The organism is Micromonospora endolithica, from assembly GCF_003626595.1.
GTDB classification, from domain to species: Bacteria; Actinomycetota; Actinomycetes; order Mycobacteriales; family Micromonosporaceae; genus Micromonospora; species Micromonospora endolithica.
Window position 1 is genome coordinate 325,223 of the sequence record NZ_RBAK01000002.1, and the last position, 15,490, is coordinate 340,712.

The window sequence follows — 15,490 nt, forward strand, 5'->3', positions numbered from 1 at the left end:
CCCCCGGGATGCAAGGAAGGGCCCCCCGTTAACGCCTGCGGTAGTAGAAGGGTCCCCGCTTAACACCGCACGCCGACCGGTGGACCCGGCCGGCGTGCGAGGGGGCGCCGGTCAGCCGGCGGCGATGGCGGCGGCCACGAACAACACCAGCCCCACCGTCAGGTACGCCGTCGGCGGTCGCAGCCAACCGCGACCGCCCTCCGCGAGGGACAGCGCACCGGTACGCAGCCCGTACAGCCCGGCGGCGAAGATCGGCAGGCCGCCGACCAGGAAGATGCCCACCACGACGTTCGACGACGACACCGGGTCCCCGGTCAGCCCGCTCAGCAGCACCCGCAGAGCTGGCACCTCGAAGACCAGAGTCAGCGCGGCGAAGAGCACCGCCAGAACCGGACGGCGGGTGCGGTACACCCCGTCCCCGGCCGGAACGCCCGCGGGTGGGGCCACCGGCGGGTACGGCAGCTCCCCGGGCGGCCCGTCGAGACGCGGGGCGACCGGCGGCATCGGGCCGGTCGGCATCTCCAACGGGTGGGGCGTCGGCGCCGGGTCCTTGGGGCCGACGATCGGGTACCCGGCCAGCGGCGCCGGCCGGGTCGTCTCGGCACCCGGCCCGCCGGCCAGCGCGTCGGCGCTCGAGGTGGACAGGACGTCCCGCGGCTCCCGGGCCGCCCGACGGCCGGTCCGCTCACCCGGCAACTCCCCCGACGTATCCGGCGAGTCCGGTTCCGCCCGACGGGTGCGGCTCGCCCGGTAACCGTCGGTCTCGGCCCGGACGTCGCCGTACGCGCTGACCGCACCGAAGCGCCCCGAGTCGTCGTCGACCGCCGCGAAGCGGCCGGAGTCGCTCTCGGCAGCCGCGAAGCGGCCCGAGTCCTCGGCGCCGCCGTACCGTCCCCGGGTGTCGTCACCGCGCCGCGCTCCGGCGGCCCGGCCGGTGTCGGCGTAGCGGGCGTCGTCACCGGCTCGCGGATCGGGAGTCCGAAGGTCGTCGTCCCGGTATCGCGGCTCGGCTCCGGCGCGCCACTCCGGGTCTCCGTAGCCTCGGTCACGTCCCTCGGGATACCACCGTGACTCCTGGTCTTCGGCAAAACTCCGTCGTCCGTCCACGTCGGCACCGTATGCGACCGGATCCGCGCGCGCCATTCCGGCCGCCGGGCGACGGACCGCCGGTCCGACCAGCGACGGAGCGGTCACCGTGTGGTGACGGACGGTCCGCCCGGACGCCGGCCTCCGTAGCACACCGAGGGCATGATCGTCCGGTCGTCCACAGGCCGCTCCGTCGTCCACAGGCGGGCCGTGCGGGGCGACGCGACCCATGGCGTACGCGGCACGGTGCCGGCATGACGAAGCGAAACCAGGCGGTCGGCGCGTACGGCGAGCGGTGCGCGGTGCGACACCTGATCGGAGCGGGGCTGCGCCCGGTGGCCCGGAACTGGCGGTGCCCGGCCGGCGAGATCGACATCATCGCCTGGGACGGGCCGGTACTCGCCGTCTGCGAGGTGAAGACACGGCGCACCGACGACTTCGGCAGCCCGGCCGAGGCCGTCGTACCGGCGAAGGCCCTGCGACTGCGCGGGCTGGCCGCCCGGTGGTTGGCCGAGACCGGCACCACGGCCCACGAGGTGCGCTTCGACGTGATCTCGGTACGCCTCGCCGCCAGCGGGGCCGCCCAGGTGGAGCACCTCAAGGGTGCGTTCTGACGTGAACGAGCGGCAGCGAGCGAACCCTCGACACAGCGCGGTGCTGCCTCATGGCGGCACGCAGCGCGGCGGAGTGCCGACATGAGCTACGCGAAGGTGCTCTGCGTGGGCCTGGTCGGGGTGACCGGCCACCTGGTGGAGGTGGAGGCGGACCTCGCGCCGGGCCTGCCCGCGGTGGTCATCTCCGGCCTGCCGGACACCGCCCTGCACGAGGCCCGGGACCGGGTCCGGGCGGCGGTGGTCAACTCCGGTCAGCGCTGGCCCAATCGGCGGATCACGCTGAACCTGCTGCCGGCGACCCTGCCGAAGTTCGGCTCCGCCTTCGATCTGGCCATCGCGGCGGCGCTTCTCGGTGGCTCGGGTGAGCTGCCGCTGTTGCCGCTGGAGCGGGTGGTGGTCCTCGGCGAGCTGGGACTGGACGGCACGGTCCGGCCGGTGCGCGGGGTCCTGCCGATGGTGGCCGCCGCGGCCCGGGCGGGTGTGGAACGGGTGATCGTGCCGGTGGACAACGCCGCCGAGGCGGCCGTCATCCCGGGGGTCCGGGTCCGCGCGGTGGACACGCTGCACCGGCTGGTCGCGTTCGTCCGTGACGGCGTACCGCTGATCGAGCCGGACACGGCGGATCCACCGCCGGGGCCGGACGGCCCGGACCTCGCCGACGTGGCCGGCCAGGACCTGGGCCGGCGCGCGCTGGAGGTTGCCGCCGCCGGTGGTCATCACCTGGCGTTGCTCGGTCCGCCCGGTGCCGGCAAGACGATGCTGGCGGAACGACTTCCGTCGCTGCTGCCGCGGTTGGACGACGAGGCGGCGTTGGAGGTCACCGCGCTGCACTCGATCGCCGGCCTGCTGCCGGCGGGCGGGCGGTTGCTGCGCCGGCCGCCGTTCCAGGCACCGCACCACACCGCCACCGTCGCGTCGCTGGTCGGCGGTGGGTCCGGGCTGGCCCGCCCCGGGGCGGTCTCCCTCGCCCACCGGGGGGTGTTGTTCCTGGACGAGGCGCCCGAGTTCAGCAACGGGGCGCTGGAGGCGCTGCGCCAGCCGCTGGAGAACGGACGGGTGCAGTTGGCGCGCAGCCGGGGCGGCACGGAGTACCCGGCCCGCACCCAACTGGTCCTCGCGGCCAATCCCTGTCCGTGCGCGAAACCGGCGGGTGACGCGTACTGCGAGTGCGCGCCGCAGGTCCGGCGACGCTACCTGGGGCGGCTCTCCGGTCCGTTGCTGGACCGGATCGACGTGCAGGTGCGGCTGCTCCCGGTACGGGCCGCCGAGCTGCTGGAGGTGACCGCGGGGCGGGAGTCGTCGGCGACGGTGGCCCGCCGGGTGGCCGCCGCCCGGGAGGCCGCCCGGGACCGGTGGGAGCCACTCGGCCGCCGGCTCAACGCGGAGATACCGGGCCCGGACCTGCGTCGTCCGCCCTGGCGGCTGGCCCGGGACGACACCGCCGAACTGCGGTCGCGGCTGGACTCCGGGGCGGTGTCGGCCCGGGGCTTCGACCGGATCACCCGGCTGGCCTGGACGATCGCCGACCTCGACGGCCGGGACCGGCCGGACCGGGAGGACGTCCGGGAGGCCATCCAACTCAGGACGGGAGAGGGCACGTGAGAACACGGACCAGCAGACCGGGCGCGCCGCCCCACGCCCCCGCACCCGTGGCCGGATCGTCGTGAGCGGCGACGCCGAGGAGCTTCTGGCCCGGGTGGCGCTGACCTGGCTGGCCGAACCGGGCACCCGGTCGGTCTTCGGCCTGGTCGGCCAGTACGGCCCGGTCGGCGCCCTCGACCTGCTGCTGGACGGCGGCGGGCCGGACGACACCATCCGGGCCGCGGTGGCCGCCCGCCGGATGCACGGGGACCCGCGGACGGTCGCCGCCGAGGCTCTGGCCCGGACCGAACGGCTCGGCGCGCGGGTCGTCGTACCGGGCGACGACGAGTGGCCGGTCCGCGTCGAGGAGCTGCGCCACCTGCGCCTGCCCGACGCGCGCCGCCGTGTCGACCGGGAGACCGCGCCGCCGCTGTGCTTCTGGGTACGCGGCTCGTGGCCGCTGGGCGAGACGCTCGACCGGTCGGTCGCGGTGGTGGGCGCCCGGGCCGCCACCGGGTACGGCCACCATGTGGCGACCGACCTCGGCTACGGGCTGGCCGACCGGGACTGGACGGTGGTCTCCGGCGGCGCCTTCGGCATCGACGCCGCCGCCCACCGGGGCGCCCTCACCGCGGACGGCCCGACGGTGGCCGTCCTGGCCTGCGGGGTGGATCGGCCCTACCCGATGGGGAACGCGGCGCTGTTCGACCGGATCGCCGACACGGGTCTGCTGGTGAGCGAGTGGATGCCCGGGGCGGAGCCGCTGCGGCAGCGGTTCCTCATCCGCAACCGGGTGATCGCCGCCGGCACCCGGGGGACGGTGCTGGTCGAGGCGGCGGCCCGCAGTGGCGCGACGCAGACCGCCCACCGGGCGCTCGCCCTGGCCCGGCCGACGATGGTGGTGCCCGGTCCGGTCACCTCGGCGATGTCGGTCGGTGCCCACGAGCTGCTGCGGGAGGAGCCGGCCACCCGCCTGGTCGCCGGGCTCGCGCACGTGCTGGAGGAGGTGGGCCGGATCGGGGAGCTGGCCACGGTGCCACGCGGCCCGGACCGTCCGGTCGACCTGTTGGACGACGACGCGCGGTCGATCGTCGAGGCGTTGCCGCGCCGGGGCGCGCTCGCGGTGGACGTGCTGGCCGCGCGTGCCGGCGTCGACCTGCGTACCGCCCTGCGGAAACTGTCCATGCTGGAGGACCTGACGATGGTGGTCCGGCGGGACACCGGCTACGCCCTCGGGCCCGGAGCCCGGCCCGGCCCTCGGTCCACCGGCGCGGACCGGTGAGGCGACCGTGCCGCTTGCCGCCCCCGCGCCCCCGGCATGACCGCCGGTCTCCGGCCGGTAGCGGCACGGTCGGCGGCGAGTTCACGGGCGCCCGGTGGCCGGTCAGTCGCCCTCGAAGCGGAGTTCCATCTCGCGGTCGGCCCGCAGCCGGTGGACCAGCCCTTCCAGCCGGTGCACGTGGGCCAGTTCCGCCGGGCCCCGCGCCGCCTCCGCGAGCCGGTCCAGCTCGGCGAGGAGGGAGTCCGCCCAGTCGGCGGGCACCACCAGCAGACCCACCGGATCCACCTGGTCCAGCACCGGGGTCCGCCCGGTCCCGCGTACCCGCCGGACCAGGTCCAGCAGGGCGTCGTCGGGGTCGGGCAGCAGCTCCATCGGGACGTGCCGACGTCGGCCGGTCCCGACCGACACCGCCCGGTAGAGGACGACGTCCACCCCCATGGCGGTCCTCCCTCGGCACCTCCGCCCCGCGGTCGACCGGGGCCGTGTCGCTCTGGTGGACAGTCTGCTCGCCCGCCGCGGAAGGGTCCACCGTCGTGTCGATGGGTGGTACGCCGGCCGGCGCGGGTCCGGGCTCGTCGCCCATCGCCGGGGCCCGCCGCCGTAGGGTGGACGGGTGCCACCCCCGGACGCGACGCCGACGAGCACGCGGGCGGCGCACCAGGCCCTCCCGCCGGCGATGCGCGAGGCGGTGGACGACTTCGCCACCCACCTGGCCGCGGTGCGCAACCGCTCGGCGCACACCGTCCGGGCGTACGTCGGGGACGTGGTGTCGATGCTGGACCACGCCACCCGGATGAGCCGCACCGACCTGGCGGACCTGGATCTGGGTGTCCTGCGCAGCTGGCTCGCGCGGCAACGCACCACCGGGGCGGCGCGGTCGTCGCTCGCCCGGCGTGCCGCGTCGGCCCGGACGTTCAGCGCGTGGGCCCACCGCACCGGGCTGCTCCCGCACGACGTGGCGGCCACCCTGGCCAGCCCGAGGGCCAGACGGGAGCTGCCCACGGTGCTCCGCACCGAGCAGGCGGCCGCCCTGGTCGAGGCGCCGGGCCCGATCGCGGACCACCCGGACGCCGGTCCGCCGGAGCCTGCGGAACCCGGTGCGGCGGCGGTGCTGCTGCGGGACCGGGTGTTGCTGGAACTGCTCTACGGCACCGGGGTACGGATCAGCGAGGCGTGCGGCCTGGACGTCGCCGACGTCGACCACTCCCGGCGGGTGGTCCGGGTGTTCGGCAAGGGCGGGCGGGAGCGCACGGTCCCGTACGGGGTGCCGGCGCAACGGGCACTCGACGGGTGGCTACGGCACGGCCGACCACACCTGGCCGGTCCCACCACCGGCGACGCCCTCCTGGTCGGCGTCCGGGGCGGTCGGCTCAACCCGACGACCGCGCGCCGGATCGTCGGCGGGTACGCCGAGGCGGCCGGGCTCCCCCGCACCAGCCCGCACGGACTGCGCCACTCCGCCGCGACCCACCTGCTCGAAGGCGGCGCGGACCTACGGGCGGTGCAGGAGTTGCTCGGCCACTCGTCGCTGGCCAGCACGCAGATTTACACGCACGTCTCGGTGGAGCGGTTGCGGGCCGCGTACCGGCAGGCCCACCCGCGCGCCTGACCACCCCGCCGGTGGGATCGGCGACGGTCGACGAACACTGTCGGTGATCGGGAGGGCGGTTACGATCATCGGCGTGAGCGTTCCCCAGCCGCCCGACCCGATTCCGGGAGCGCGCCTGCTGTTCTCCCTCGACCCGGCGGTCAGCCATCTCAACCACGGGTCCTTCGGCGCGGTGCCGATCGGCGTGCAGCGCGCCCAGCAGCGGCTGCGCGACGAGACGGAGGCGAACCCGCTGCGGTTCTTCACCCTGGGCCTCACCGACCGCCTCGCGCACACCCGCCGGCACCTGGCCACCTTCCTCGGGGCCGACCCGGACGGCACCGCGCTGGTTCCGAACGCCACCACCGGTGTCGCGGTGGTCCTCCAGTCGTTCGGCCTGCGCCCCGGCGACGAGGTGCTCACCACCGACCACGGTTACGGCGCGGTGGATCTGTCGATCGCCCGGGAGTGCCGTCGCACCGGCGCGGTGACCCGTGCGCTGCGGGTGCCACTGTCGGCGACCGACGAGGAGGTCGTCCAGATCGTCCGGTCCGGCCTGCGGCCCGGACGTACCCGACTGCTCGTGGTGGACCAGCTCACCTCCCCGACCGCCCGGCTCCTGCCGGTCGCCGCCGTCGTCGCGGTGGCCCGCGAACACGGCGTGCCGGTCCTGGTCGACGCCGCGCACGCCCCCGGCATGCTGCCGGGCACGGTGGCCGGCGTCGGCGCCGACTTCTGGGTGGGCAACCTGCACAAGTGGGCGTACGCCCCGCGCGGCACCGCCGTGCTGGTGGTGGCCGAGCCGTGGCGGCAGCGCATCGAACCGCTCGTCGTGTCCTGGGAACAGGAGTCGGGCTTCCCCGGTCACGTCGAGTGGCAGGCGACCACGGACTACACCGCGTGGCTCGCCGCGCCGGTCGGGCTCTTCACGTTGCGCAGCCTCGGGCTCGACCGGGTACGCGCGCACAACGCCGCGCTGGCGGCGTACGGGCAGCGGGTTCTGGGGGACGCGCTCGGGGTGCCGCCCACCGAATTGCCGGACCCCGGCGGGCCGGGGGTGGCCATGCGGATCGTGCCGTTGCCGCCCGGCGTCGCGACCGACCTGGAGGCGGCGCGGGCGCTGCGCGCCCGGATCGCCGCGCGCCTCGCCACCGAGGTGTCGGTCGCCGGTTGGGCGGGGCGGGGCTGGTTGCGGGTGTGTGGCCAGGTCTACAACACCGCGGACGAGTACGAGCGGCTGGCGGCGCGGTTACCCGCTCTCCTCGCCGAGCGGTGAGCGGTCCGGCGTCCCCGCCGGGGGTGCCGCGTCGAGGGGCAGCAGGCGTACCGGGCCGAGGCCGAGCAGGGCGAGCGGATCGAGGTAGTCCGCGCCCCGGCGCAGCCCCCAGTGCAGGCAGGCGGCTACCGGACAGCCGGCGTGCCCGGCCAGCAGCGTGCCGATGGCGCTCCCCGCTCCGACCAGGTCACCGACCGCCAGCGTCGACCGGACCGGCTGGTAGGTCGTGCGCAGCCCGTCGGCGTGCCCGACGGTGACCACCGGGAGGCCGGCGACCAGGCCGGCGAAGAGCACCGTCCCGGCCCCGGCGGACCGCACCACGACACCCGGTTCAGCGGCCAGGTCCACCCCGCGGTGGCCGGGAAGCCAGGGCAGCGGCGGCGGGTCGAAGAGGCGGACCGGACGGGGTGGCCCGTCGAGCGGCCACCGGAACACGATCGTCGGCCCGGCGTCACCCGACATTGGCTCCTGCACCGTGACGGGCGGCCCGGCCGTCACGCGTGCGCCGGTCGCGCCGGAGGACCCGGCGGAAACCGCGGACCCGGCGGAAACCGCGGACCGGGCGGGTTCGGGTGTGGGCGGGCCGGGCGGCGTGGCCGGCCCCGGTGCCGTGGACAGGACGAGCAGCAGGGCGCCGGCCCTGAGAGCGGGGCGGCCGGTGGCCCGGACCGGAAGGGGCGACATGGTCGCAGCCTGCCGCCCGGCGCGGCTGCCCGGCGACCCCGCGGCCCTCTTCTGTGGACGACGGACGGGCCTGTGGACGAACGCCGGAGACGACGATGATCTGCTATGCGCCCACCGGGTCGAGCGATCGGGGGCGCGGCCCTAAGCTGGGCGGGTGACCCGGGACTGGCGCGCTTGGCACGACGACTACGACGACCCGGGATCGCCGCTGGCGCTCCGGCTCGAGGAGGTGCGGCGGCAGGTCCACCAGGCGCTGGACCAGGCCCCGCCGGGGCCGCTGCGGGCGGTCAGTCTCTGCGCCGGCCAGGGCCGGGACCTGATCCCGGTGCTGGCGACGCACCCGCGCGGCGCGGACGTGGTCGCCCGGCTCGTCGAGCTGGACCCGCACAACGCGGAGATCGCCCGGTCGACCGCCGAAGCCGCCGGCCTGACCGGGGTCGAGGTCGTCGTGGGAGACGCCGCCCGCACCGACCACTACGCCGACCTGGCCCCGGCGGACCTGGTGCTGGTCTGCGGCGTCTTCGGAAACATCCGCGACGACGACATCCGGTCGACCGTCCGGCACTGCGCGGCGCTCTGCGCGACCGGCGGCACGGTGATCTGGACCCGGCACCGCCACAGCCCGGACCTGGTGCCGACGATCGCCCGGTGGTACGCGGAGGAGGGCTTCGCACCGGTCGCGGTCAGCACGCCGGCCGACGGCGTCGGCGTCGGCGCGCACCGCCGGATCGCCCCACCCCGCCCGCTGGAACGCGGCGTGACGATGTTCGAGTTCGTCGGCTACGACGTGCTGGAGCGGCGGGCCTGACACCGGCCCGCCCGCCGCCGGGCGGGCGGCTCAGCTCCAGCGTCTAGGCTGGTGGCACCGCCGTCGAACCCCGGGAAGGCCAAGATGACCACTGTGGACGACGTGAGTCGGCCGTCGCGACTGGCCGAGCCGGACGAGGCGATCAGCGCGGAGGAACTCCAGCTGGCCGCCCGCAACCACGGCATTCCGCTGGAGGCGCTGCGCTACGACGTCACCCCGGCCGGCCTGCACTACCTGCTGATCCACTACGACATTCCGGACGTGGACCCGGCGACGCACGTGCTGACCGTGGACGGCGCGGTGGACCGTCCCCTCGCCCTCGACCTGGCGGCGCTACGGGCGCTGCCAAGGGTGACCCGCCGGGTCACCCTGGAGTGCGCCGGCAACGGGCGGGCGCTGCTACACCCCCGGCCGGTCAGCCAGCCCTGGCTGGTCGAGGCGGTGGGCAACGCCGAGTGGACCGGTACGCCGCTGGCCCCGCTGCTGCGCGAGGCCGGGCTCGACGCGGACGCGGTGGACGTGGTGTTCACCGGCGCCGACCACGGGGTGGAACGCGGTGTCGAGCAGGACTACCAGCGTGCCCTGCCGGTGGACGAGGCGATGCGGGAGGAGGTGCTGCTGGCGTACGAGATGAACGGCGCTCCCCTGCTCCCGCAGCACGGCGCGCCGCTGCGGCTGATCGTGCCCGGGTGGTACGGCATGGCGCACGTGAAGTGGCTGCGGTCGGTGAGCGTGCTGACCGAGCCGTTCGACGGTTACCAGAACGCCGTGGCCTACCGGCTGCGGCAGGACGCCGACGATCCGGGTGTGCCGGTGACCCGGATCGAGCCGCGGGCCCTGGTCCGGCCACCCGGCTTTCCCGACTTCATGTCCCGTACCCGGGTGCTCCGCCCCGGTCCGTGCGTCCTGGACGGTCGGGCCTGGTCCGGATACGCGCCGGTGACGTCGGTGGAGGTCACCACGGACGGCGGCGACACCTGGTCACCGGCCCGGCTGGACGCGCCGACCGGCGGGTCGTACGCGTGGCGGCGCTGGCGGCTGGACTGGACGGCGGCGCCGGGGAGGCACGTGCTCGGCGCCCGCGCCACCGACGCGTCCGGCCGTACCCAGCCGGTCGAGCAGCCGTGGAACCGGGGTGGCTTCGCGAACAACCTGGTGCAGCGGGTCGAGGTCGTGGTCCTGGCCGAGTGACCGCCTGCCGGTCGGGGTCGGCGGGTCGGCGTGGGGGTCGCCGCGCGGGCTACGACCGGCGGTGTGCTGCCCTCGCGGGTGCGAGGGCGGGCTCAGCTTCCGAAGCCCGAGTCGGCCGGGAGCGAGATGTCCGGCTTCTCCAGCTCCTCCACGTTGACGTCCTTGAACGTCATCACCCGTACGTTCTTCACGAACCGGGCGGGACGGTACATGTCCCACACCCAGGCGTCGTGCATCTCGACCTCGAAGTAGACCTCGCCGTCGGAGTTGCGGACGTGCAGGTCGACCTGGTTCGCGAGGTAGAAACGGCGCTCGGTCTCCACCACGTAGGAGAACTGGCGGACAATGTCGCGGTACTCCCGGTAGAGCTGCAGCTCCATCTCGGTCTCGTACTTCTCGAGATCTTCCGCGCTCATCGCACTCCGCCTTCCATGACCACATCTTCCCCCACCGGCGCCGGAGGCCGAGGCTGCTCGCCCAACGCCACGCCGACGGTACCCCCTGACGCCCGTGAGCGCTCCATCGGCTCGTCCGGCCGTGCGCCCATCGGCCGACGGGCCCGGGGCGGGGCGTCCCCCCGGCCCGACACGGCGGCCACGTTCACGTACGAGAAGCGGTGCTCCGCGCACGGCCCCCGCTCCCGCAGCGCCGCCGTGTGCTCCGGGGTGATGTAGCCCTTGTGCTCGGCGAACCCGTAGCCGGGGAACGTCCCGTCCAGCTCGACCATGATCCGATCGCGGGTGACCTTGGCCAGTACGCTGGCCGCCGCCACACAGGCGGCGACCCGGTCGCCCTTCCAGACCGCCAGCCCCGGCACGTCCAGCCCGTCCACCCCGAAGCCGTCGGTGAGGACGTAGTCCGGTCGGGTGCGCAGCGAGGCCAGCGCGCGCCGCATCGCGGCGAGGTTGCACACGTGCAGGCCCCGGGCGTCGACCTCGTCGGCCGGGATCACCACCACCGCGTAGGCCAGGGCCCGGGCGACCACCTCGTCGTGGACCCGCTCCCGGCTGGCCGGGGTGAGCAGCTTCGAGTCGGCCAGTCCGTCGATCTCCCCGCGCCGGCCCTCGGGCAGGATCGCCGCGGCGGCGACCAGCGGACCGGCACAGGCCCCGCGGCCGGCCTCGTCGGCGCCGGCGACCTGCCGGAAGCCGCGCCGTTGCAGCGCCCGCTCCAGCGCGTAGAGACCGGCCTCGCGACGCACCACGGTACGGGGCGGCGTCAGCACGGGGCACCTCCGGTGGCCGCCGGAGCGGAACCGCCGGTGGGTGACGACGGGACGACGCCCCCGGCCAGCGCGCGAGCGAGCACCGCCGGCAGGTCGGCCGGGTAGTAACGCTGCCCGCTGGCGGTCAACTCGTCGACGGACCACCAACGGTGGTCGGGGACGCAGGCCCGCTCGACGTCGTTGAAGCCCGCCGTGTCGACCGCGTGCGCGTCCACCCGGACCAGGAAGAACTCCTGCTCCTGCCGGTACCAGACCCCGTCGAACGGGAACTCGGTCACGTCCCGGTGCACCGGCGCGCCGAACGCCTCCGGCGGCAGCCGCAGCCCGGTCTCCTCGGCCAGCTCGCGGGCCGCGCAGATGGCGTAGGTCTCGCCGGGGTCCAGGCCGCCGCCGGGGGTGAACCAGTAGCGGTGGTCGGGGCGGGCCGGGTCGAAGCCGCCGAACAACAGCACCCGGCCGGCCGCGTCGACCAGCAGCACGCGGCTCGCACGCCGAGGGGTGTAGACAGTCACCGCCCCAGACTGCCAGACACCGCCGACAACGCCCACGGCGTGTCCGACCCGGTCAGGGCTTGGGAATCCCGTCGAACTGCTCCGGCACGCTCAGCCAGGTGGCCCGGTCGACCGGCCAGAAGACGGTGAAGGCCCGCCCCACCACCTCGTCCTCTTCGATGGTGGCCTCGTTGATGTCCTGGCCGGACTGCTGCCAGTGCTGCAACGAGTCGCCGGAGGCGGAGCGGTGGTCGCCCATCACCCAGAGTCGACCCTTCGGCACGGTGACGTCGAAGTCCTGGTCGGCGGGCTTGTCCCGCTCGCCGTCGATGGAGAACAGGTAGGGCTCGTCCAGCGGGGCCCCGTTGATGGTGATCCGCCCCTGCGGGTCGCAGCAGACCACGTGGTCGCCGCCCACGCCGATGACCCGCTTGATGAAGTCCTCGCCGTCGGGGTTGCCGCTCCACTCGACCGGCGCCTTGAAGACGACGACCTCGCCGCGCTCCGGCGACCGGAAGTCATAGACCAGCTTGTTGACCAGCACCCGATCATCGATCTTGAGCGTGTTCTCCATCGACGGGGAGGGGATGAAGAAGGTCTGCAGCACGAAGGCCCGCACCAGCACCGCGACCAGGATCGCCACACCCAGGAGGATGGGCAGCTCCTTCCAGAAGGAGCTGCGCGGCTTGTCGGTCTGCTCGTCAATCACGGAAGGAGCCTACGTTGCCGGGCTGGACGCCACCGACCGGAACGCGCGAGAACGGTCAGGGCCCCCGCGATCGGGACGAGCAGCACCACACCGCCCCCGGGGGTCGGGCGGACCGGCGGCGCGCCGGTGGAGGCGGTGACCGGCCCGGAGACGTCCTCGAACGTGTCCGGGGCGGACAGCGAGTTCCACCGCGACGACGGCCACACCACCGCGAACGCCCGGCCCACCACGTTGTCGATCGGCACCGGCCCCTGGCAGCGGGCGTCCTGGGAGACCGCCCGGTGGTCGCCCATCACGAAGATCTGCCCCGGCGGGACGACGACCTCCTCGAACCGCCGCGCCCGGCACTCCCGCGGGTTGGGCGGCACGTCCAGCGGGGAGTCCCGGACGACGTACGGCTCGTCCAGCGGGGTGCCGTTGACCAGCACCCGGCCCTGCGCGTCGCAGCACTTCACCCGGTCGCCCGGCAGCCCGATGACCCGCTTGATGAAGTCCTTCTCGCCGGGGCGGCTCACCCCGACCAGGTCGCCCACCGTCCGGCCGAGTTGGCCGGTGAAGCCGGGATCGGGTTGCTCGTCCACCTGCGGGGCCCACCGGTCGGTGCCCCGGAACACGACCACCTCGCCGCGCAACGGGTCGCGTACGTCGTAGACGACCTTGTTGACCAGCACGCGGTCACCGACGAGGAGGGTGTCCTCCATCGAACCGGAGGGGATGAAGAACGCCTGGAGCAGGAAGGTGCGGATCAGCACCGCCAGGCAGAACGCGACGATCAGCAGCAGCGGTAGCTCCTGCCAGAGCGGCATCTGCCGCTTGGTGCGGCGGGCCCGCCGGCGCCACGGATCGACCGTGCCGTCCTCGTCAAGCGTCTGCACCACGCCACTCCCCGGTCCGCAGAAAAAACACTACCGCCCGGGCGCCTCGTCGAGGCCCCCCGGGCGGTAGTGGACGTCTTCCCGTCGTGCTGACGGGGTGTCGCCCGGCTGCGCCCGTACCGACCAGGGTAGTGCGGTCCGGACAGTACGGCATACGCGCAGCTCAAGCGGCGTGGCGAGCGGAGAGTCAGCTGGGCTGCTTCTCGCGCTTCTCCTTGATCTTGGCCTTCTTGCCGCGCAGCTCGCGCAGGTAGTAGAGCTTGGCGCGCCGCACGTCACCGCGGACCACGACCTCGATCCGGTCGATGGCCGGGCTGTTCAGCGGGTAGGTCCGCTCCACACCCACGCCAAAGCTGATCTTGCGGACCGAGAAGGTCTCGCGCAGGCCGTCACCCTGGCGGCGGATGACCACGCCCTGGAAGATCTGGACACGGGACCGGTTGCCCTCGACGACCCGCGCGTGCACCTTCACGGTGTCACCGGCACGGAAGTCGGGGAGGTCGACCCGCTTCGACTGGGCGTCAAGGGCGTCCAGGATGTTCATCGCTGTGTCCTCGTGAGGCTCACGGCGCACCGTCACTCGGTGCGCGGATGGGTGATTCTGATCCCCGGATGGCGGACGGCGCGCCGTCCCCCGGTCGGGGATCCTCGCAACCGACCACGGGCGCGGTCGGATGCGGCAACCTCCCTACTTTGCCACATCCCCCGGGGCCACCTGAAATCCGGCCCGTTCCAGCGCGACCATGTCCCGTTTGTCCAGGGTGCCGAGGTCGAGCGCGGCGAGCAGGTCCGGCCGTCGCAGCGCCGTCCGGGTCAGCGCCGCGTCCCGCCGCCAGCGGGCGATCCGGCCGTGGTCGCCGGAGCGGAGGACCTCCGGCACGTCCAGCCCCCGCCAGGTGGCCGGCTTGGTGTACATCGGCGCCTCCAGCAGGCCGTGCGCGTGCGACTCGTCCTCCAGCGAGCCGGCGTTGCCGAGCACGCCGGGCAGCAGCCGGGTGACCGCCTCCAGGATGACCAGCACCGCCACCTCGCCGCCGAAGAGCACGTAGTCGCCGAGGGAGACCTCGGTGACCGGCATCCGGGTGGCGGCGTGGTCCAGCACCCGCTGGTCGATCCCCTCGTACCGGCCGCAGGCGAAGAGCAGGTGCGGCGCGGCGGCCAACTCGTGCGCCAGCGCCTGGGTGAAGGGCACGCCGGTCGGCGCGGGCACCACCAGGTGGGGCGGCGGGACCTCGGCCGGGGCGAGGGAGTCCAGCGCCTCGCCCCACGGCTCCGGCCGCATCACCATTCCCGGCCCGCCGCCGTACGGCGTGTCGTCGACCGTGCGGTGCACGTCGTGGGTCCAGGTCCGCAGATCGTGTACGGCCAACCGCAGCGTCCCGTTGGCCCGGGCCTTCCCGATCAGGGACAGGTCCAGCGGGGCGAGGTACTCGGGGAAGATCGACACGATGTCGACGCGCATGCGGGGTCGCTCCAGCGGATCGGGGGCCTGTGTGCGACAGGCGTGATCGGGGCCTGTGCGACAGGCTAGAGGTCGAGCAGGCCGGCGGGCGGGTCGACGACGACGCGACCGCCGGCGAGGTCCACCTCGGGCACGATCGCCCGGACGAACGGGATCAGCGCGGTACGCCCCTCGGGCCGGCGCAGGACCAGCAGGTCGGAGGCGGGCGCGTGGTCGATCCGGACCACCTCGCCCAGGCTGTCGCCGCCCGGGGTGACCACGGCCAGCCCGACGAGCTGGTGGTCGTGGAACTCCTCCGGATCCTCCGGCGGGGTGACATCGCCGCTGTCCACCGCGAGCATCGTGCCGCGCAACGCCTCGGCGGTGTCCCGGTCCAGGACACCCTCGAACGCGACCAGCAGCCGTCCCTGGTGGAACCGGGCGGCCTCCACGGTCAGCTCTGCCGGGACCCGGTAGGCCACCGGCACGGCCCCGGGCTCGTCCCGGGGTCTCGCCCCGGGTTCGGTGCGCAGCACCGCCCCCGGGGCGAAACGGTCCTCGGGCTCGTCGGTCCGCACCTCCACGGTGACCTCACCGCGGATCCCGTGCGGCTTGCCGATCCTGCCGACGATGAGCAGC

17 protein-coding genes and 1 pseudogene are annotated in these 15,490 nt (G+C 74.6%); 7 read left to right on the forward strand and 11 right to left on the reverse strand.

Annotated elements, in window-relative coordinates:
• Positions 1-111 precede the first annotated feature (111 nt).
• The gene (locus D7223_RS07370; protein ID WP_120727076.1) at positions 112-1,143 is read right to left on the reverse strand and encodes a hypothetical protein; all 1,032 of its coding nucleotides are present in this window, start codon (positions 1,141-1,143) and stop codon (positions 112-114) included.
• A gap of 197 nt (positions 1,144-1,340) precedes the next feature.
• Between D7223_RS07370 and D7223_RS07375 the strand changes: the two genes are divergently transcribed.
• The 3 genes from D7223_RS07375 (at position 1,341) to D7223_RS07385 (ending at position 4,563) form a co-directional block, all read left to right on the forward strand.
• On the forward strand, positions 1,341-1,700 hold the full coding sequence (locus D7223_RS07375) for a YraN family protein (RefSeq protein ID WP_120726377.1): 360 nt from the start codon (positions 1,341-1,343) through the stop codon (positions 1,698-1,700).
• 81 nt (positions 1,701-1,781) lie between these two features.
• On the forward strand, positions 1,782-3,302 hold the full coding sequence (locus tag D7223_RS07380) for a YifB family Mg chelatase-like AAA ATPase (protein ID WP_120726379.1): 1,521 nt from the start codon (positions 1,782-1,784) through the stop codon (positions 3,300-3,302).
• Between the two features lie 61 nt (positions 3,303-3,363).
• The gene (locus D7223_RS07385; protein ID WP_120726380.1) at positions 3,364-4,563 is read left to right on the forward strand and encodes a DNA-processing protein DprA; all 1,200 of its coding nucleotides are present in this window, start codon (positions 3,364-3,366) and stop codon (positions 4,561-4,563) included.
• Between the two features lie 102 nt (positions 4,564-4,665).
• On the opposite strand, the gene D7223_RS07390 is transcribed toward D7223_RS07385, so the two are convergent.
• Positions 4,666-5,001 (reverse strand): hypothetical protein, encoded by a 336-nt coding sequence (locus D7223_RS07390; protein ID WP_120726382.1) that lies wholly within the window; start codon positions 4,999-5,001, stop codon positions 4,666-4,668.
• A 238-nt stretch (positions 5,002-5,239) separates the two neighbouring features.
• Here D7223_RS07390 and D7223_RS07395 point away from each other — a divergent pair, with 238 nt between their 5' ends.
• The gene (locus D7223_RS07395) at positions 5,240-6,172 is read left to right on the forward strand and encodes a tyrosine recombinase XerC (protein ID WP_120726384.1); all 933 of its coding nucleotides are present in this window, start codon (positions 5,240-5,242) and stop codon (positions 6,170-6,172) included.
• A 73-nt stretch (positions 6,173-6,245) separates the two neighbouring features.
• Positions 6,246-7,427 carry an aminotransferase class V-fold PLP-dependent enzyme gene (locus tag D7223_RS07400; RefSeq protein WP_120726386.1) on the forward strand — a complete coding sequence of 394 codons (1,182 nt, stop codon included), beginning with the start codon at positions 6,246-6,248 and terminating at the stop codon, positions 7,425-7,427.
• Here the strand turns inward: D7223_RS07400 and D7223_RS07405 are convergent.
• Positions 7,401-8,111, reverse strand: a complete 711-nt coding sequence (locus tag D7223_RS07405) for a M23 family metallopeptidase (RefSeq protein WP_120726388.1) — start codon at positions 8,109-8,111, stop codon at positions 7,401-7,403. The genes D7223_RS07400 and D7223_RS07405 overlap by 27 nt on opposite strands.
• Positions 8,112-8,265: 154 nt before the next feature.
• Here D7223_RS07405 and D7223_RS07410 point away from each other — a divergent pair, with 154 nt between their 5' ends.
• Both D7223_RS07410 and D7223_RS07415 read left to right on the forward strand, forming a co-directional pair.
• Positions 8,266-8,919: a class I SAM-dependent methyltransferase gene (locus D7223_RS07410; RefSeq protein WP_120726390.1), complete on the forward strand. Its 654-nt coding sequence runs from the start codon at positions 8,266-8,268 to the stop codon at positions 8,917-8,919.
• An 84-nt stretch (positions 8,920-9,003) separates the two neighbouring features.
• Positions 9,004-10,110 (forward strand): sulfite oxidase, encoded by a 1,107-nt coding sequence (locus D7223_RS07415; RefSeq protein ID WP_120727078.1) that lies wholly within the window; start codon positions 9,004-9,006, stop codon positions 10,108-10,110.
• 92 nt (positions 10,111-10,202) lie between these two features.
• On the opposite strand, the gene D7223_RS07420 is transcribed toward D7223_RS07415, so the two are convergent.
• The 8 genes and pseudogenes from D7223_RS07420 to rimM all read right to left on the reverse strand — a co-directional run bounded on the left by D7223_RS07420 (position 10,203) and on the right by rimM (position 15,489).
• Positions 10,203-10,526: a DUF2469 domain-containing protein gene (locus D7223_RS07420; RefSeq protein WP_011905215.1), complete on the reverse strand. Its 324-nt coding sequence runs from the start codon at positions 10,524-10,526 to the stop codon at positions 10,203-10,205.
• On the reverse strand, positions 10,523-11,335 hold the full coding sequence (locus D7223_RS07425; RefSeq protein WP_120726392.1) for a ribonuclease HII: 813 nt from the start codon (positions 11,333-11,335) through the stop codon (positions 10,523-10,525). The genes D7223_RS07420 and D7223_RS07425 overlap by 4 nt, the downstream gene beginning before the upstream one ends.
• Positions 11,329-11,847 (reverse strand): NUDIX hydrolase, encoded by a 519-nt coding sequence (locus tag D7223_RS07430; protein WP_120726394.1) that lies wholly within the window; start codon positions 11,845-11,847, stop codon positions 11,329-11,331. The genes D7223_RS07425 and D7223_RS07430 overlap by 7 nt, the downstream gene beginning before the upstream one ends.
• A gap of 52 nt (positions 11,848-11,899) precedes the next feature.
• On the reverse strand, positions 11,900-12,535 hold the full coding sequence (gene lepB, locus D7223_RS07435) for a signal peptidase I (protein WP_120726396.1): 636 nt from the start codon (positions 12,533-12,535) through the stop codon (positions 11,900-11,902).
• A gap of 9 nt (positions 12,536-12,544) precedes the next feature.
• Positions 12,545-13,413, reverse strand: a pseudogene (gene lepB / locus D7223_RS07440) (signal peptidase I).
• Between the two features lie 184 nt (positions 13,414-13,597).
• Positions 13,598-13,954, reverse strand: coding sequence for a 50S ribosomal protein L19 (gene rplS, locus D7223_RS07445; RefSeq protein ID WP_120726400.1), 357 nt, complete (start codon positions 13,952-13,954; stop codon positions 13,598-13,600).
• 144 nt (positions 13,955-14,098) lie between these two features.
• A complete protein-coding gene (trmD, locus tag D7223_RS07450) occupies positions 14,099-14,872 on the reverse strand; it encodes a tRNA (guanosine(37)-N1)-methyltransferase TrmD (protein ID WP_120726402.1) in 774 nt (257 codons plus the stop codon).
• Between the two features lie 65 nt (positions 14,873-14,937).
• Entirely contained in the window at positions 14,938-15,489 is a 552-nt protein-coding gene (rimM, locus tag D7223_RS07455) for a ribosome maturation factor RimM (protein ID WP_186832422.1), read from the reverse strand.
• Position 15,490: the final 1 nt, after the last annotated feature.